The sequence below is a fragment of the Halopiger aswanensis genome (genome assembly GCF_003610195.1).
Classification (GTDB): domain Archaea; phylum Halobacteriota; class Halobacteria; order Halobacteriales; family Natrialbaceae; genus Halopiger; species Halopiger aswanensis.
This window is the reverse complement of sequence record NZ_RAPO01000001.1, coordinates 247,975-264,376: the sequence shown is the minus strand read 5'-3', so window position 1 is coordinate 264,376 and position 16,402 is coordinate 247,975. Positions and strand designations below refer to the sequence as shown.

Annotated in this window: 17 protein-coding genes and 1 tRNA gene; 13 read left to right on the top strand and 5 right to left on the bottom strand. The window is 64.8% G+C overall.

Features of this window, described 5'->3' with window-relative positions:
• Window positions 1-77: 77 nt before the first annotated feature.
• The 7 genes from ATJ93_RS01310 to ATJ93_RS01280 all read left to right on the top strand — a co-directional run bounded on the left by ATJ93_RS01310 (window position 78) and on the right by ATJ93_RS01280 (window position 7,596).
• The gene (locus ATJ93_RS01310; RefSeq protein WP_120242838.1) at window positions 78-2,405 is read left to right on the top strand and encodes a hypothetical protein; all 2,328 of its coding nucleotides are present in this window, start codon (window positions 78-80) and stop codon (window positions 2,403-2,405) included.
• A gap of 382 nt (window positions 2,406-2,787) precedes the next feature.
• The gene (gene tbsP / locus ATJ93_RS01305) at window positions 2,788-3,606 is read left to right on the top strand and encodes a transcriptional regulator TbsP (protein ID WP_120242837.1); all 819 of its coding nucleotides are present in this window, start codon (window positions 2,788-2,790) and stop codon (window positions 3,604-3,606) included.
• A 401-nt stretch (window positions 3,607-4,007) separates the two neighbouring features.
• Window positions 4,008-4,712: an RNase P subunit p30 family protein gene (locus ATJ93_RS01300; protein WP_120242836.1), complete on the top strand. Its 705-nt coding sequence runs from the start codon at window positions 4,008-4,010 to the stop codon at window positions 4,710-4,712.
• On the top strand, window positions 4,696-5,340 hold the full coding sequence (locus ATJ93_RS01295; RefSeq protein WP_120242835.1) for a class I SAM-dependent methyltransferase: 645 nt from the start codon (window positions 4,696-4,698) through the stop codon (window positions 5,338-5,340). Before ATJ93_RS01300 ends, ATJ93_RS01295 begins: the two co-directional genes overlap by 17 nt.
• Complete coding sequence (locus ATJ93_RS01290; protein ID WP_120242834.1) at window positions 5,337-5,834, top strand: Rpp14/Pop5 family protein; 498 nt, start codon at window positions 5,337-5,339, stop codon at window positions 5,832-5,834. The genes ATJ93_RS01295 and ATJ93_RS01290 overlap by 4 nt, the downstream gene beginning before the upstream one ends.
• A 4-nt stretch (window positions 5,835-5,838) precedes the next feature.
• Window positions 5,839-6,597, top strand: a complete 759-nt coding sequence (gene psmA / locus ATJ93_RS01285; RefSeq protein ID WP_120242833.1) for an archaeal proteasome endopeptidase complex subunit alpha — start codon at window positions 5,839-5,841, stop codon at window positions 6,595-6,597.
• A gap of 273 nt (window positions 6,598-6,870) precedes the next feature.
• On the top strand, window positions 6,871-7,596 hold the full coding sequence (locus tag ATJ93_RS01280; RefSeq protein WP_120242832.1) for a ribosome assembly factor SBDS: 726 nt from the start codon (window positions 6,871-6,873) through the stop codon (window positions 7,594-7,596).
• Between the two features lie 81 nt (window positions 7,597-7,677).
• Here ATJ93_RS01280 and ATJ93_RS01275 read toward each other — a convergent pair whose 3' ends face one another.
• Window positions 7,678-7,992 (bottom strand): FUN14 domain-containing protein, encoded by a 315-nt coding sequence (locus ATJ93_RS01275; protein ID WP_120243881.1) that lies wholly within the window; start codon window positions 7,990-7,992, stop codon window positions 7,678-7,680.
• A gap of 398 nt (window positions 7,993-8,390) precedes the next feature.
• On the opposite strand from ATJ93_RS01275, the gene hflX reads away from it, so the two are divergent.
• From hflX to ATJ93_RS01260, 3 genes are read left to right on the top strand one after another with little or no spacing between them, the layout of a single operon-like run.
• A complete protein-coding gene (gene hflX / locus ATJ93_RS01270) occupies window positions 8,391-9,692 on the top strand; it encodes a GTPase HflX (protein WP_120242831.1) in 1,302 nt (433 codons plus the stop codon).
• Window positions 9,693-9,744: 52 nt separating this feature from the next.
• On the top strand, window positions 9,745-10,902 hold the full coding sequence (locus tag ATJ93_RS01265) for a thiolase family protein (RefSeq protein WP_120242830.1): 1,158 nt from the start codon (window positions 9,745-9,747) through the stop codon (window positions 10,900-10,902).
• Complete coding sequence (locus tag ATJ93_RS01260; protein ID WP_120242829.1) at window positions 10,899-11,261, top strand: PhlB family protein; 363 nt, start codon at window positions 10,899-10,901, stop codon at window positions 11,259-11,261. The genes ATJ93_RS01265 and ATJ93_RS01260 overlap by 4 nt, the downstream gene beginning before the upstream one ends.
• Window positions 11,262-11,294: 33 nt before the next feature.
• Here ATJ93_RS01260 and ATJ93_RS01255 read toward each other — a convergent pair whose 3' ends face one another.
• Window positions 11,295-11,546: a hypothetical protein gene (locus tag ATJ93_RS01255; protein ID WP_120242828.1), complete on the bottom strand. Its 252-nt coding sequence runs from the start codon at window positions 11,544-11,546 to the stop codon at window positions 11,295-11,297.
• A gap of 266 nt (window positions 11,547-11,812) precedes the next feature.
• Window positions 11,813-12,610 carry a DUF7547 family protein gene (locus ATJ93_RS01250; protein ID WP_120242827.1) on the bottom strand — a complete coding sequence of 266 codons (798 nt, stop codon included), beginning with the start codon at window positions 12,608-12,610 and terminating at the stop codon, window positions 11,813-11,815.
• 128 nt (window positions 12,611-12,738) lie between these two features.
• Here ATJ93_RS01250 and ATJ93_RS01245 point away from each other — a divergent pair, with 128 nt between their 5' ends.
• The 3 genes from ATJ93_RS01245 (at window position 12,739) to ATJ93_RS01235 (ending at window position 14,856) form a co-directional block, all read left to right on the top strand.
• Complete coding sequence (locus ATJ93_RS01245; protein WP_120242826.1) at window positions 12,739-13,431, top strand: DUF7504 family protein; 693 nt, start codon at window positions 12,739-12,741, stop codon at window positions 13,429-13,431.
• 132 nt (window positions 13,432-13,563) lie between these two features.
• Window positions 13,564-14,322: a ribonuclease H-like domain-containing protein gene (locus ATJ93_RS01240; RefSeq protein WP_120242825.1), complete on the top strand. Its 759-nt coding sequence runs from the start codon at window positions 13,564-13,566 to the stop codon at window positions 14,320-14,322.
• A gap of 132 nt (window positions 14,323-14,454) precedes the next feature.
• The gene (locus tag ATJ93_RS01235) at window positions 14,455-14,856 is read left to right on the top strand and encodes an acyl-CoA thioesterase (protein ID WP_120242824.1); all 402 of its coding nucleotides are present in this window, start codon (window positions 14,455-14,457) and stop codon (window positions 14,854-14,856) included.
• Between the two features lie 47 nt (window positions 14,857-14,903).
• Here the strand turns inward: ATJ93_RS01235 and ATJ93_RS01230 are convergent, their stop codons facing one another.
• Together ATJ93_RS01230 and ATJ93_RS01225 are read right to left on the bottom strand one after the other, a co-directional pair.
• Entirely contained in the window at window positions 14,904-15,194 is a 291-nt protein-coding gene (locus ATJ93_RS01230; protein ID WP_120242823.1) for a HalOD1 output domain-containing protein, read from the bottom strand.
• A 1,133-nt stretch (window positions 15,195-16,327) separates the two neighbouring features.
• A tRNA-Thr gene (locus tag ATJ93_RS01225) sits at window positions 16,328-16,401 on the bottom strand.
• Window position 16,402: the final 1 nt, after the last annotated feature.

Sequence of the window (16,402 nt, the reverse complement as noted above, 5' to 3'; positions counted from 1 at the left end):
ACCCGCACGACCGACACCGATAAGTAACGGTAACAGTCAGTAAGACTAACTGAACGGGGTGACATGCAGTAGAGTACATGATCGAGTGGGAACTGGACCGCGAGACGCTCTACGCTCGCGACGTGGACAGCGCGACGGTGGCGGTCCGCGGCGAGTTTTCCGTCGTCGACGACGCGGTCGAGATGCCGCGACCGATCGACGAGAGCGTCGTCGTGACCGCGAGCGAACTCCAGTTTCCACACGCCGTCTGCTACGCCTTCGCGCTCGAGGCCGACGACCGGTACGAACTCGATCCGAACGGCGACCCGGTCGCGCTCCCGTCGGGCGAGTACGTTATCGACATCGACGCCGAAATCAAGGTCTACCTCCAGTTTACCGGCCGGGCGATCATCGAGCAGACCGACGACTTCGAGTCGATCGTCGTCTCCTTCCCCGAGCGAACGTCGGTGACGGTCGGCTTCCGGAGCCGCAACGAACTGCCCGTCGGCTCGATGACGGTGCCGGACGAGCCGGCGGCGATCGCCGAAGCGATTACGCACCTCGGCGCCGCCCACCGGACCGACGGCCCCGACCGGACGTACCCGACGCTTCGCGGTCATCCCCCGCTGCTCGAGCCCGGCGACGAACTCGAGATTTCGGACTGTCTGCGCGCGGACCTCCCCGAGACGGGGATCGAACTCGCCGTGCCGCCCCGGTACGAGCCGCTGTACGTGACGGCGCCGCTCGCGTACTACCTGCAGGCGTCCGTCCACGTCACCGATACGCTCGAGGGGGCGGACTGTCCCGACGGCGCGCGGCTGCGACTCCCCGAGCAGGGGATCGAGCGCCACCTTCCCGCGATGCCGGCCCTCGAGAGCGACGTCGAGCGGCTGCTCCGGAAGACGTTCTTTCTGGACTGCCTGGTCCGGAACGCGGGGCCGTACGGCACCGCCCTCGGCGAGTGCAGCGTCCTCGACGCGCTCGGCCTCGAGAGCGAGTCGCTGTACGAGGCGTCGCCGGACGAACGCCTCGCGGCGTACCTCGAGGTCCCCTACGAGGCGATCGAACACCGACTGCCCGAGTGGCACCTCGCGACGTACGTCTGCCCCTCCTACGACAGCCTCGAGACGCTGCCGTTCCTGCTCGATCGAATGAGCCTGATCTACCGGCCTCGAACCACCGAACTCGAGGGGAAGGAACTCGTCGAACGCTCGCTCGAGGAGTTCTATCGCGGTCGCGATGAGGTTGCGGAGACTGAGACCGGGACCGTAGACGGGAGCGGGACTGGAATCGAGAAAGGGCAGGTAACTGCGACCAGGAACGGGTTCGACGCACCACCGCAAATCGGTCGGAAACCTGAACTCGAGGCCGACTACCGCACCAGGGCCAGTAGCGGTCAGGTCGCCTCCGTCGACATCGTCAAGCCGGAACTCCGGCACGGCCGCACCCACGGCTGGCTCGCCGAGGGCGTCCCGATCGACGTCTTCAAATCCGCCCCCGAAGCCTACCGGAATCGGCTCGACTACCTCGAGCGAGCGGACGAACGCGAGTCGACGTCGATCCGCGTCGTCCTCAACGATCCCGAGATGGCCGGCGAACACGACGACGTCGCCGCGATCTACCGGCGCCGCGCCCAGGAGCGCTCGATGGACGTCACCGTCGAGGAATCGCTCGAGACGGCCGAACTCGCTCGCCTGTTCGAATCGGAAAACGACTTCGTCCACTACATCGGGCACTGCGAGACCTGCGGCCTGTGCTGTCCCGACGGATCGCTCTCGATTTCGTCGCTCGACCGCTGTCGGACCCAGACGTTCTTCCTGAACGCCTGTGGCTCCTTCTACGAGGGACAGAAGCTGGTCGAGAAGGGCAGCGTCGCCGGCGCGGTCACGTTCACGAAGGTCCTCAACGACCACGCGATCAAGGTCGGCTCGGCGTTCGCTACCTTCCTCGTCCACGGCTTCAGCATCGAACGCGCCATGCGCCTCGCGAGGCGCCGGATCATGATGGGGAAAGACTACGCGGTCGTCGGCGACGGCACCCACTCGCTCGCACAGGGAACCAATCCGTTCCCCACGACGATCACGATCGAACCGCTCACGGACGGCCAGCGGGCGCGCTCGCGATCGAGACGGACGGAGTCCAGAACGGGCGCGGGAACAGCGTCGACCGCGCGCTCGCGTCCGCGGTCGAGCGGTGACGCGGATACTCCCCGGTACCTGGTGACGTTCGACTGCTACTCGACGCGGACGACCGGGTCGTACTACGTCCCACACGCCGACGCCACGGCCGCGACGCTGTGTGGCAACGAATCGAACTTCGTTCTCTCGGCGCCGGAACTGGCGGCCCTGCTCGAAAATACGGAGGCCGCCGTCATCTACGACGGCGACGTCTACTGGTCGCGGGAACTGTGCGCTCGGTTCGAATGACGGTCGCTACGGACCGCCGTAGGTGCTGACTCCTTTCGATCCTGCAGGTGGGACAACCCGAACGTCGTCCGTTCGGACACGGGGGGACTGGTCGGCAAGCGATCGAGGGGCCAACCGCTGCGTATCGCGATCACCCATACGCTCTTGTGGTCACACAGGAATCACATAACAGTTGGCATAATGAAAAATACGTATTTGGAAGATAATAACGATCCCTAATCGCCAGCAGTAGCCGGAATCGCGTTAGACGACCGCCATATACTGTAATCTGACCAACGAATGATCGGACAAAAATTACCGTTAGATGGCCCAACAGCAAAGTTATCGCGTGCAAATGGCCACCAAAATTAAGTAGCGAACATCCGTTTACTTCTGTAGAGAGATGACCTCGAATTTACTCAATCACCAGATTGACGATATCCTCGAGTCCATCCTAACGGACGCGAGTGGGGACATTTACATGGTCAATCCGTCCCGGGATGCGATCGAGGAGTTCGTCGGCGTTGCGACCGGTTTCGACGGCACGTTGCCGACGGTGCACATGCTCGCCGACGAGCGGACGCTGAAGGAAGTGATGGACGACTTCATCGTCGCCTCGAACGCGGCCGACCTCATCAGCGAGGACGCCCTCGCCCTGCGGACGCTCGAGGAGGCGCCCGAGAACTCGCTGGTCATCACTGAGGATCGGATCGTCGCGATCGTCCACGCCGGCGACCGCGTCGGCGGGCTCATCACGGACGACGAGAGTTTCGTCGAGGACACCTACGACACCTACGCCGAGCGCTGGGAGGCAGCCTCGACGTACAACCTCCGGACGCCGCCGATCTCGGACGTCCGCGAAACGCTGTCCGAGGAGATCAGCCCCGAGGCCGAGGCCGACTTCACCGCGATCTTGGACTCGCTCGAGACGGCCCGCGGCGACGGGGACGGCCTCGACGAGGTCACGATCTCGCTGCTTGTCGCCGCCAAGAACGAAGCGCTGCTGTACGACATCAGCAAGTGGGGCGAGGACGTCGGTATCGCCTCGAAAGCGACGTTCAGCCGGACGAAGACTAAACTCGAAGACATGGGCCTGATCGACACCGAGAAGGTCCCGATCGACGTCGGCCGCCCGCGCCTGCGTCTGAAGATCGGCGACGAGCGCCTGCAGGAAGCGGATAACGGCCAACTCGCGACGGTGGCACAGTCCATCCTCAACTAGAACCGAACTTTTGCGCTGTCGTTCGGAAGACGCTTCGCGTCTTCCGTGATGACGAGACGCCTTCGGCGTCTCGAACCACGTGCGGTCGCTTCGCGACCGCACTCGGCAAAACTTCGATGAAAAGCACTCCTCCTTCCGTTCCGAACGCGTAGCGTTCTCCACGTCAGTCGTCGGCCCGCTCACGGCTGCGCCGTTCGCGGTTCCGAGCCGGCAGTGCCGCCTCGCTTCGCTCGCTCACTACGTTCGCTCGCGGTGAGTACCGGGCGACGGCCTGCCCTCCCCCGAGTCGTCCGTCTCTCGTGGTGCTCGAGACGGACTCCCGGCCTAACGATGGCGGATACGGTCGGTCAGCAGCGGCGGATGACGCAAACCCCAAGTCCCAGCCGCGAGAGGGGACGCGTATGTACGAGGCCGTCCACGCCCACCCCGACGGACAGAGTACGGTCGCCAGGTTCGCCCGCGCGGCCGCCGACTACGGCTTCGAGGGCGTGGTCGTGCGCAACCCGTCCGGCGCACGCGCCGACTACGACCCCGACCGGATTCGCGAGGAGTACGGCGTCGACGTCGTGGCGGGCGTCGAAATTCGGGCCGACAACCCCCAGCAGGCCAGCGGCGCGGTCGGCAACTACCGGACCGACGAGACCATCGTCACCGTCGCGGGCGGGACCCCGGCGATGAATCGCTTCGCCGTCGAGAACGAGAAGGTCGACGTACTCGCCCGCCCGATGGCCGACGAGGGCGACGTCAACCACGTCCTCGCGAAGGCCGCCCTCGAGAACGGCGTGCGCCTCGAGTTCGATCTCTCGCCGGTGCTACGAACCCACGGTGGCCGCCGAGTCCGCGAGTTGCAGTCGCTGCGCAAACTCGCTGAAATCGTCGACTACTACGACGCGCCCTACGTCGTGAGCGCGACGCCGGACTCGCACCTCGAGCTCCGGGCCCCGCGGGAACTGGCGGCGCTGGGCGAACAGATCGGCCTCTCGAGCGAGTTCGTCGAGGAGGGGCTCGCCGAATGGGGGCGGATCGCCGAGCGCAATCGCCACATCCAGTCCGAGTCGTTCATTGAGCCCGGGGTCGAACGGGGCAGGTATGAAGAAGGATCTTGAGGACCACGCCGCCCGGTTCGACGAGAAAGCCAGCGAGTACGACGAGTCCAAGTCGGACGAGTACCGCGCCTGCGCGAACCTCGTGATCGAACACGCCGCCCCCGAGTCGACGGACGTCGTCCTCGACCTCGGCACCGGAACCGGCGCCATCGCGCTCCCGCTCGCCGAGGACGCCGAGCGGGTCGTCGGCCGCGACATCAGCGAGGGCATGATGGAGGAAGCCCAGCGGAAGGCCGACGAGGAGGGCCTCGAGAACCTCGAGTTCGACTACGGTACCTTCCGCGAACCGGAGTACGACGACGCGGTCGACGTCGTTACCTCGAACTTCGCGATGCACCACCTCTCGGACGACGAGAAGCGCGAGGCGATTTCGGTCATCGCCGACCTCGAGCCGCGCAAGTTCGTCCTCGGGGACGTGATGTTCTTCGGCGAACCAGACCCGGCGGAACCGTTCTACTCGCCCGAGGTCGACGATCCGGCGACGGTCGGCGACCTCGCGGACGCCTTTACTGACGCCGGCTTTTCGCTGACGGCCGTCGAGCGCGTCCACGACCAGGTCGGGGTGCTCGTCGCCGAGCGGACGCCGGCGGCCGAGTCCGACGCTGAGGCCGTCGAAAGCGACGAATGAAGCACCTCCCGAAACACCTCCGGCCCCGGTGGCGCTACCTCGCCGTCGGACTCGAGACGTGGCCCGACGAGTCGATCGACCGGCGGGTGTTCCAGCGGGAGGTGTGGTACGCGGGCCAGAACCTGCTGGGCGATCCGGGGAGCGCGGACGCCGATCTGAGCGTCGTTCGGTTCGAGTTTACGGACGGAATCGGTGAGGCGATTATCAAAGTCCGTCGCGGCGAGACCGAACCGGCCCGCGCGGCGATCGCCTGTATCGACGAGATAGACGGTGCTGCCGTCGGAATTCGGGTCCGCGGTATCAGTGGCACGATCCGTGCCGCTGAAGAAAAGTATTTAGGTCGACGCGGGCAAGTTTCCGAGGAGAGAAACGTCGTGTTCGGGAACGAGGAGCGGGTCGCCGTCGTGCGAAACGAAGTCGCCGACGTGCGACTCGAGGAGTCGTTCGCGGGTGCGACAGACCTCGATTACGACTACGATTCAGATTTAGCGTGATACTATGCAGGGACAAGCCCAACAGCAGGCGTACGACCGCGGCATCACGATCTTCTCACCGGACGGTCGACTCTACCAGGTCGAGTACGCCCGTGAGGCGGTCAAGCGAGGAACAGCAAGCATCGGTGTGCGGACCCAGGACGGCGTCGTACTCGCCGTCGACAAGCGCGTCCCGTCGCCGCTGCTCGAGGACTCGAGCGTCGAGAAAATTCACAAGGCCGACGACCACATCGGCATCGCCAGCGCCGGCCACGTCGCCGACGCCCGCCAGCTGATCGACTTCGCGCGTCGCCAGACGCAGGTCAACCAGCTGCGCTACGGCGAGCCCATCGGCGTCGAGACGCTGACCAAGGAAGTCACCGACCACATCCAGCAGTACACCCAGGTCGGCGGCGCCCGCCCGTTCGGCGTCGCGCTGATCGTCGGCGGCATCGAGAACGGCGAGCCGCGCCTCTTCGAGACCGACCCGTCGGGGACCCCCTACGAGTGGAAGGCCCTGGCCGTCGGCGCCGACCGCAGCGACCTCCAGGACTACCTCGAGCAGAACTACGACGAGGAAGCCGACTTAGACGGCGGCATCCAGCTCGCGCTGGACGCGCTCGCGTCGGTCAACGACGGCTCCCTGCTTCCGAGCGAAGTCGGGCTGGCGACCGTCGACGTCGAGACGGAGGAATTCGAGCAGTTCGACCAGGACAAGATCGCGACCCACCTCGAAGAGAACGACCTCCTCGGCAGCGAGGAGGAAGAAGAAACCGACGAGTAACGACCCGTCGGCGTAATCGAGTCTCGAGTTCGGCGGGGGATCCCGGTTCGGGTCCCCCACCGATTCGACCGCGACGCGACCCCGCTTTTGCGACCGAGTCGACGTCGGCCCCGACACGGGCCGGGTTCGGCCCGAAACGTCCGTCCGGAGAGTTCCAACCGTGTTCGCACCTGAGCGGCAGCAAGACTTTGGTTGCGGTTGCGAGCCCGGTTCCGATACTCGAGCCGAACCGTCAGGAAAAGCTCTTTTAGTCGGCCGGAGGTATGCTCCGGTATGATATCACTCGACGAGGCGGTGACGGCGCGACTCGAGTCCCACGGGGCGCGCTTCGAAGTCCTCGTAGATCCGGACGCGGCACTGGCGATCAAACGCGGCGAGTTCGACGGGGACCTCGAGGACGTTATCGCCGCCGAAGACGTCTTCGAGGACGCCTCGCGGGGCGATCGGCCGGCCGAGAACGACCTCGAGAAGGTCTTCGATACGACCGAGCCCCTCGAGATCATCCCCGAGGTGATCAAAGAGGGAGAAATTCAGATCACGGCCGAGCAGCGCCGCGAGATGCAAGAACAGAAGCGCCGGCAACTGATCGACACGATTACGCGCAACGCGGTCAACCCGCAGATGGACAACGCGCCCCACCCGCCCGAGCGCATCGAGAACGCGCTCGAGGAGGCGGGCTTTACGGTCGATCCGATGGAACCGGTCGAAAGTCAGGTCGACGACGCGCTGGACGACCTGCGGCCGGTCATCCCGATCCGGTTCGAGGAGGTGACGGTCGCCGTACAGATCCCCGCCGAGCACGCGGGTAGCGCGCAGGCAAAGATCCGGCAGTTCGGCGATCTCGAGCGCGAGGAGTGGCAGTCCGACGGCTCGTGGATCGGCGTGCTCACGTTCCCCGCGGGGCTGCAAAACGAGTTCTACGACGTCGTCAACGAGCACACGAGCGGCGAAGCGGAGACGGAGATCATCAAGGACAAGGACGACATCAAGACGCGATAGCGCGTCGCGGGGCGGGAGCAACCGTTTCGAGCCCGTCGGCCGATTGCTTTTCCGCTGTGTCAGTCGATCCGAGACGGCCGATTACCCGCGGTGAAAGCCGATCAGAAAGCCGCTCGCGAATCCGGTGCCGATCGTCAGCGTCGAGAGCACCGACTCGAGCCACGGCGTCGCGACTCCGTCGACCTGTTCTCCACTACCGACGAGCCCGGCCGAGAGCCGCTCGTAGTCGACGATAACGATCCCCTGGGACTCGAGGTAGCGAAAGGCCATCAACTGGATTCCGACCACGATCGCGAGGACCTTCGCGACCCGCTTCGTCCCGAAGCCGACCAGCGCACCGATCACCAGCCCGCCGCCGAACTCGAGGGCGAGCGTTGCGGGATCGACATCGATCATCGCCACGACCATTCGAGTCGGCGATAATGACTGTTGTGATCGCTGTCCACTTGGACGGTATCGGATTTCGATTCGGGTTCGTCGCTGCGGAATTCGGCTGCTTTCGGCCGTGACGGGCTCGTCCGACGACGACGGGCGCGGGATTCAAGGCGGTCGGATGCGTACGTGCATCTATGTCACTCGTTCGGTCAACGGAGGTGTGCGGCCGGCATCGTTAGCGTGTCGAGGGTCCCGCGGCATCGGTCCCAGCGTCGACCGTCCGCGGCCCTCGAGCAGCCGTGCAGTCGGCTCACGACGGACACTGACGAAGCGCCGCCGCTCGGCTCGAGTCGCGTCTCACCCTCGAGCGAGCGACGTGACGACCACCGTCCGACTCACGCACACTCACATCCACTCGCATGAACGCGATCATCGCCAAGCGCGTCGACTCCGGAACGCCAGATACGACCGAAATTCGCGACCTCGCTACCGCGGCCGGCTACACGGTCGTCGGTGAGATCTCCCAGTCGCGGAAGGCCGATCCCGCCCTTCAACTCGGGGAAGGGAAGGCCGAGGAACTCGCCGCGGTCGTCGAGCAAACCGGGGCGACGACCGTCATCTTCGACAACCGGCTCGGTCCCTACCAGACCTACAACCTCGGCCAAATGCTCCCCGAGGGCGTCGAGGTCATCGACCGATTCACGCTGATCCTCGAGATCTTCGGCCAGCGCGCCCAGACCCGGAAGGCGCAGCTGCAGGTCGAACTCGCCGAACTCCGCTACGAACTGCCCCGCGCCGAAGCGAAGACCAGCCTCGCCAAGCGCGACGAGCACCCCGGCTTCATGGGGCTGGGCGAGTACGACGAGAGCCGCGAACAGGACATCAAGGACCAGATCAGCCGGATCAAGGACGAACTCGAGCGCATCGAACAGACCGAGGAGCAGCGTCGGGAGCGTCGCCGCGACTCGGGCTTCGATCTGGTCGCGCTCGCGGGCTACACGAACGCCGGCAAGTCGACGCTGCTGCGCCGGCTCGCGGCCGACCTCGACGTCGACGAGAACGAGGGGCTCCACCGGGACCTCGACGCGACGGCCGAGTCCCAGGACAAGCTGTTCACGACGCTGGGGACGACGACCCGCCGCGCGGACATCGAACCTCGCGACGTGCTGGTGACCGACACCGTCGGGTTCATCAGCGACCTGCCCCACTGGCTCGTCGAGTCGTTCAAGTCGACGCTCGATTCGGTTTACCGGGCGGATCTCGTCTTGCTCGTCGTCGACGTCAGCGAGGATATCGACGAGATCCACGAGAAACTCGTCACCTGTCACGACACCCTCTACGAGCGCAACGAAGCGCCGATCGTGACCGTGCTGAACAAGATCGACAAGGTCGACGACGACGAACTCGCGGAGAAGCGGCGGGCGCTCTCCTCGCTCGCGCCGAACCCGGTCACGGTCAGCGCACAGGAGGGCACGAACGTCGAAGCGCTGCTCGATCGGATCGATGCGGAGTTGCCCGACTGGGAAGCGGAGCGACTCATGCTGCCGATGACCGACGATACGATGAGTCTGGTCTCGTGGATCCACGACAACGCACACGTCGACGACGTCACCTACGGCGATCAGGACGTCATCGTTTCCTTCGAGGCCCGCCCTGCAGTGATCTCGCAGGCGCGCTCGCGCGCGGGCGAGTTGCGGACGACGGCGGCCGAGTCGGCCTAACCGCCCGTCGCAATCCCTATCCTATAAATTGCTGACTCGAGTCCCGTAGGATATGGAACGTGTTGCAATCATCGGCTCGTCCATGACCCAGTTCGGGCAGCGGGACGCCTGGATCCTGGACCTCCTCTCGGAGGCCGGGCTCGAGTGTCTCGAGGACGCGGGTGTCGACGCCGCGGACGTCGAGCACCTGTACGTCTCGAACATGGCGAGCGGCGAGTTCGAGGGCCAGACGGGCGTGATGAACGCCGTGGCACAGGACCTCGACGCGGTACCGGCCTACACCCAACGCATCGACCAGACCAGCTCCAGCGGCGGCGCGGGGATCTACGCCGCCTGGCAGTCCGTCGCCAGCGGGGCCAGCGACATGACCCTCCTCGTCGGCGGCGAGAAGATGACTCACAAGACGACCGGCGAGGCCACCGACGTCATCGCGTCGCTGACCCACCCCGCCGAGTACAAACACGGCGTGACCCTGCCCTCGTTTGCGGGCCTGACCGCGCGCCACTACTTAGAGCGGTTCGACGCGCCCCGCGAGAGTCTCGCGAAGGTCGCCGTCAAGAACCACAAGAACGGCGTCGACAATCCGAACGCGCAGTTCCGGAAGGAGGTCGATCTCGAGACGGTGCTCGAGTCGCCGATCGTGGCCGACCCGCTGCGGCTGTACGACTTCTGTCCGATCACGGACGGCTCGGCGGCCCTGATGCTCTGTCCCGAATCGGTCGCCCGGGAGTACACCGACGACTACGTCGTCATCTCGGGCATCGACGGCGCGACGGATACCCACGTCGTCCACGAACGCGAGGATCCGACCGTAATGGGCGGCGTCGTCGAGAGCGGCGAGGGCGCCTACGAGATGAGCGGTCGCGGCCCCGACGACATCGACGTGGCCGAACTCCACGACATGTTCACCATCCTCGAGTTCCTCCAGATGGAGGGGCTGGGCTTCGCCGAGCAGGGCGAGGCTTGGAAGCTCGTCGAGGAGGGCTACACCGAGCGCGACACCGGCGAACTCCCGATCAACACCTCCGGAGGGCTCAAGTCCAAGGGCCACCCGCTCGGCGCCAGCGGCGTCGCGCAGGCCGTCGAGATCTACGAACAGCTGATGGGCGAAGCCGGTCCGCGACAGGTCGAGGCCGACGTCGGCCTCTGCTGTAACGTCGGCGGCTTCGGCAACTGCGTCATCACGACCATCATGGAGGCAGCACAATGACGATGGAAGCCACCAAGTACGAGGACGGTTCGATCAGCTACCCCGGCCACCCGCGCGGCCCCGGCGGCGCGGAGCCGGCGGAAACGATCGACCTGAGCGAGTACACGGCCGAGGTCGTCACGTGGACGACCTCGACGGCAACGCCGCCCGGCGTCCGCGAACCGAACCACCTCGCGATCGTCGAGTTCGACGTGGACGGCGAATCGGTCCGCGCGATCGGTCAGCTTACGACCGGCGATATCGAGACCGGCGACGAAGTCCGGCCGGTCCACGTCGACGAACTCCGAGAACCCGGCGCCGGGATCCGCGAACCCGAGAGTCAGGACTGGGACGGCTACCGCTTCGAGCCCGTCGAATAGGGCGTGCGAGCGCCCCGCGGCTCGCGGCCGCCCTCACCTGCGGAACGCGTCTTTGAGGGCGTTCGTGAGCCGCTGGAGCAGCGATTTCGAACCCGGTCTCGAGGCCGATCGGCGGCGGCGGTCCGGCGGCGTCGGTTCCGAACCCCGGTCTCGCTGCGGGTCGGTCTCGGTCGCCGCCGATGATGTGTCGCAGTACGGACACGCGTCGTTCTCGTCGGCGTAGTACGGCAGGCCGCAGTCGTCGCAGGTCGTTCGCGCTCGCTGGGTGGCTGGTTCGGTACTCATTGGCCCACCGAAACGTGCGCATTGATCACTATTAGCATTCCGACCGTACACGCGGCGCCGCAAATTGTAATTGCCTGTTGGAGGGGCGGCGCGTGCGAGTCCGCGGCAGGCGCCGACGATAAACACGGGACTACTCACTCGCTTCTCGAGAAAGATTCGCGGTCGTATATCACGGAGCGAGCGGCGTTAGTCCCGTCGCTCGTCGAAATTCGAATCCGGGCAGGTAGCAGCGGTGTCAAGCCGAACAGTCGACCCCGGAGCTGAGATCACGTCGCGTCGTCGGCATCGTCTTCGTCCTCGTTCCCCTCGTCGGGCGTCGAATCGGGGCCGCGTTCGTTCGCGGTGCCGTTTTCGCCGTCCGCAGCGGGGTCGCCCTCGTCGTCCGCAGCGTACTGATCCTTGAGCGTCTCGAGTTCGGCGTCGACGTCGACGTTCGAGTTCTCGGATTCGGCATCCGTGGCCGCGCTCTCGCTCTCGCTCTCGTCTCGGTCCGCCTCGGCTCCGTCGGGCGTGCCCTCTTCGATGTCGATTTCAACCGCCGACGAGTCCGATTCGGGCTCGGTCGACGTACCGTCGCTCGTCGCCTCGCGAAGCCGGGCGTCGACCTCGTCGCGGAGTTCGCGCGCGTCGGTCAGCAGCGACCGCGCCTCGTCGTCGGCCGGGAGCGTCCCCTCCGACGCCGCTCGCTGGAGTTCGGCGAGTGCAGTATCGAGCCGCTCGAGGGTCGTCTCCCGGAGCCGGTCCGCGCGGTCGCCGCTCGCGGTCGCCGCGTCGGCCGTCCGATCGCGAACGTCGCGTTCCGTCCTGACGAGTTTGAGCCCGCGCTGGAACGCCTCGAGCGCGCGAACGCTCGACTCGAGGGCGGTGAGGGCGGCGGGGACCGCGACCTCGTCGGCGAAAGCGAGCAGTTCCCGCGGCGTCGGCGGGCGAAGCGGCGGTCGCCATCCCCGGCGTTCCCGGCCCCCCGTTCCCCGGTCCGACTGATCGAGTGCCTGCCGGAGATCCTCGAGGGTCCGCGTCAGTTCGCGGATGGCGTCCGCGAGGTCGTCGTCCTGATCGGCCATAGACGCACTACGAGAGCCGGGATAAAAAGTCGGCCGATTGTCAATGGATGATATTACGCAGCCCGGACGTTTTTGAAACGATGAACGGCCGAAATATTTATTTCAACGACGGCTATCCGTTAGTCCGGATGGACGGTGAGTACGCGAGTGGGGGAGAGACGCGTGCAGCGTTCCTGCGAACGTTGCCGGCGCTCAAACGGGACGGGAGCAACGTCCTCGTCGTCGGCGAAGACGTGACTGCAGTCCACGAAGTCGCCTGCCGGCAGTTGTGCGGCTGTGGAGACGGTAATCACGACGACGGCAACGAGTCGGTGACCGGCCGGTCCCGGTATCGCGTTCTCGTCACGGATCGGGCGGACCGCCCCTCGCACGATCCCGCGCCAGACGGAACGGTCAGATGGATCGAATACGCACCCGATGCCGACGGCGAGCCGTCAGTCGACGACACGCAATACGCCGGCTGTAGCGATCGACTCGAGGCACTCGGCCTCGAGATTATCGAAACCATCGACGAACTCGACGCCGCGGCGGACGGGCTTTCCCCCGCTGAACTGCGGGTCTGTATCGACTCACCGATGCCGTTACTCCGAAGGTACGGCGCCGAGCGCGTGTTTCGCCTCCTGCACATGACGACCGCTGCGATCGAACACGTTAACGGAATGGGCCACGTGCACCTGCCGCTCGCCCGGACCCACGAGACCGTCGCGCTGCTCGAGCCGCTGTTCGATGCGGTCGTCGAACTCCGGGAGCGAGCGGGAAGCTACGAACAGCGGTGGCGACTCCGCGAGCAACGGACGCGGACCGAGTGGCTATCGCTGTAAGCGGTCGGTGAGCGATCGTCGATTCGTGATCCGGTCCGAACTCGAGTACGATCGGGCCCGGCCTCAACTCCGACAGAGCGGCCGTCACCGCCGATCCAAGCGCTTTTACCCACCCCGTTCCCCTGAACAGGTGTGCGAATCGAGAACAGCTTCATCCCGGTCCGCGGGGTTGGCGAAACGACCGAACGCCGCCTGTGGGAACGGGGAATCACCCACTGGGACGAGTTCGACGGCAGCGTCGACGTCGTCGGCGACACGCTCGCCGACCGGATCGAGACGTTCATCGACGAGGGACGCGCCCACTTGGAGCGCGGCGACGTCTCCCCGTTCGCCGAGCGGCTCCCCTCCGCGAGCCGCTGGCGACTGTACGAGAACGTCCGCGAGCAAACCTGCTTCCTGGACATCGAGACGACCGGGCTCGACGCCTCGTGTCACGACGTTACGACGGTCAGTTGCCACCGCGGCGACGAGACGAAGACGTTCGTCAAGGGACGGGACCTCACGAGCGAGCGCCTCGAGCGAGAACTCGAGGCCTCGTCGCTGCTGGTCACGTTCAACGGCGCGCGGTTCGACGTGCCCTTCCTCGAGACCTGCTACGACATCGACGTCGACGTGCCGCACCTCGATCTCATGTACCCCTGCAAGCAGGTCGGCCTCGACGGCGGGCTGAAGGCGATCGAACGCGAACTCGGCATCGACCGCGACATGCCGGAGCTCAGCGGGCGCGACGCCGTCCGCCTCTGGCACGAGTACGAACGCGGCGACGAGGGCGCACTCGAGACGCTCGTCGAGTACAACCGCGCGGACACGAAGAACATGCGACCGCTGGTCGATATCGTCACCGACCGACTCCACGAGGAAGTTTTCGAAGCGGCGCGCACCACGATGTAGCCGTCGGCGCCGATCGTCGCCGTCGTGTGGCGTTTCTTGCTGTCACTAAGTCTACGCGCGAGCGACCGGGCGTGACAGGCGACGCTGATACCGAGCGGTACGCCTACGGTGCTGGCAGTCATCGCTGCTTATATGACAACTGAGTACGAGTACGACGTCAGCATCGACGTTCGGCTCCGCGACATCGACTTCATGGGCCACGTCAACAACGCGACGTACGCGACCTACCTCGAGCAAGCCCGCGAGGCGTACTTCACCGACGTGCTCGGCGTCTCGCTCGTCGACACCGGCACCGTCCTGGTAAACCTCGAGATCGATTACGTCCGTCCGATCGATGCCGACGCCGACGTCACTATCGCCCTCCGGGTCCCAGAACTTGGCACCTCGAGTCTCCCGATCGAGTACGAGATCCGAGCGGACGGCGACCAGGCGGCAACCGCACGAACGGTCCAGGTGCTCGTCGACGAGGAGACGGGCGACTCGCGGACACTGCCGGACGAGTGGCGACGACGAATCGACGCGACTCGAGGGTAAGCGGCGCTCAGCGGTGTCGTGTGCTGGACGTGTCTGAAGCTACGGGGTTACTGCTGTGGATCGTCGTCGTGTACTTCGACGTCACCGTCACTCGTTACGACGACGTGGTAGTCACAATACGTGAATTCGACGCGACCGGCGGTTCGAGCGGTCCCGTCCGTTCGCGGCGCGAAAAGCGAATCGAGGGCTTCGGGGTTGATCGCGTCGTAGAGCGCTTCGTACTCCGGAGGTTCGATATCGGTCGGATCGACGCCTTCCCGTTCGGCGACTGCGGCAATGACTGCAAAACTAAGCGACTGGTCGTCGGCTGCTTCCGAACGATCGACTGAGAGTAGCATTGGCCGGACTCTTTCTTCGCCGAGATATAAATCCTCTGGCCCTGTTCCGAAAGCAATGGACGGATTTGATCGTAGATGTATTTATTCGACCGCTATAGTACTATTTGGGCAGAGATGGAGAGATGATATTAGTATTGTAATTCGTTTTGAAACCTTTCAAGCAGGAATATTCGCCGAACAAGCAGGGGTTGTAAGCCGTTTTTGCCGACGAATGAGGGACAGTTCGGTTTCAGTTGCTGTAATCGCATCGCACTCCGAGATCGACCAGCGATAGCATCAGACAGATGTTGAGGCTAGTTGTCGGCCGTGTAGTCCGTTGAGACAAAACACCCGGTCGCCGATCTCGATAGACACCGTCCCTGTTCCCGACTCAAGCGGATCAGTTGTCGGGAAACGGCCGGTCCGATACCTTTATCACTGCTGTGAATGAACGTTCAATCGGCGAGGGGATGGGGGATCCACTATCGGTGCCCTGACAGCGCCTGTTCGCCCGGACAGATCTCCGCCTCGCCACCGTCGCGGGTATCACTGCCCGTGATACCGCGACCCTTCCGATCACCGACGGGACGGATCACCGGTTTGCCCGGCCGGTGATTCGGTCGCCGTTTGTGTGCCATAACTCACGGACCGATTTTTTGATCGACTCCTTCGGACGCTTCAATCGCAGTTGTGAGTCACGTCGCGACTCTATCTGTCGGACTCCAAACCGTATCGAACAGTCCTCCATCCCAAACATTATCACCGATGGTAACATACCGGATGGTGGTGTGGTGACAGTCAGTGTCACCCACCGAGTGGACGTCCCCCATTCCGACCCCCATTTCCCACTCACAGCGGTATTCTGTGGTCGGCTTCGCGGTTGGCTTGTGGATGCATCCGTGTTCAGTCTCGCCCACGCACGTGCTGCTGACCGACTGGCTGCTGGTTCAGACGCAGCGATCAACAGCAGCCAGCGAATCGCTATTGTCTTCCAACGACTGACAGCACATTCACGATTGCCGGTTCAAAATCCGCGTAACGTAGTGAACCGCTTCGAGACTTCCCGCGGGGTTGGGCTTCGGTCCGAGTTGCCGGCATACTCCGACCACTGGAGTCGAGCAATACCAGATAGGAAGGTTGAACTGACGGAGTCAAGCCAGGGGTGGGATTTGAACCCACGAAGTCTCGATTACAAGTCGAGTGCATGAACCGCCCATGCTCCCCTGGCG

Bases quoted from the DNA above. Each gene is read 5' to 3' on its own strand.
- ATJ93_RS01310 (WP_120242838.1), top strand. From the start codon at position 78: ATGATCGAGTGGGAACTGGACCGCGAGACGCTCTACGCTCGCGACGTG.
- tbsP (WP_120242837.1), top strand. From the start codon at position 2,788: ATGACCTCGAATTTACTCAATCACCAGATTGACGATATCCTCGAGTCC.
- ATJ93_RS01300 (WP_120242836.1), top strand. From the start codon at position 4,008: ATGTACGAGGCCGTCCACGCCCACCCCGACGGACAGAGTACGGTCGCC.
- ATJ93_RS01295 (WP_120242835.1), top strand. From the start codon at position 4,696: ATGAAGAAGGATCTTGAGGACCACGCCGCCCGGTTCGACGAGAAAGCC.
- ATJ93_RS01290 (WP_120242834.1), top strand. From the start codon at position 5,337: ATGAAGCACCTCCCGAAACACCTCCGGCCCCGGTGGCGCTACCTCGCC.
- psmA (WP_120242833.1), top strand. From the start codon at position 5,839: ATGCAGGGACAAGCCCAACAGCAGGCGTACGACCGCGGCATCACGATC.
- ATJ93_RS01280 (WP_120242832.1), top strand. From the start codon at position 6,871: ATGATATCACTCGACGAGGCGGTGACGGCGCGACTCGAGTCCCACGGG.
- ATJ93_RS01275 (WP_120243881.1), bottom strand. From the start codon at position 7,992: ATGATCGATGTCGATCCCGCAACGCTCGCCCTCGAGTTCGGCGGCGGG.
- hflX (WP_120242831.1), top strand. From the start codon at position 8,391: ATGAACGCGATCATCGCCAAGCGCGTCGACTCCGGAACGCCAGATACG.
- ATJ93_RS01265 (WP_120242830.1), top strand. From the start codon at position 9,745: ATGGAACGTGTTGCAATCATCGGCTCGTCCATGACCCAGTTCGGGCAG.
- ATJ93_RS01260 (WP_120242829.1), top strand. From the start codon at position 10,899: ATGACGATGGAAGCCACCAAGTACGAGGACGGTTCGATCAGCTACCCC.
- ATJ93_RS01255 (WP_120242828.1), bottom strand. From the start codon at position 11,546: ATGAGTACCGAACCAGCCACCCAGCGAGCGCGAACGACCTGCGACGAC.
- ATJ93_RS01250 (WP_120242827.1), bottom strand. From the start codon at position 12,610: ATGGCCGATCAGGACGACGACCTCGCGGACGCCATCCGCGAACTGACG.
- ATJ93_RS01245 (WP_120242826.1), top strand. From the start codon at position 12,739: ATGGACGGTGAGTACGCGAGTGGGGGAGAGACGCGTGCAGCGTTCCTG.
- ATJ93_RS01235 (WP_120242824.1), top strand. From the start codon at position 14,455: ATGACAACTGAGTACGAGTACGACGTCAGCATCGACGTTCGGCTCCGC.
- ATJ93_RS01230 (WP_120242823.1), bottom strand. From the start codon at position 15,194: ATGCTACTCTCAGTCGATCGTTCGGAAGCAGCCGACGACCAGTCGCTT.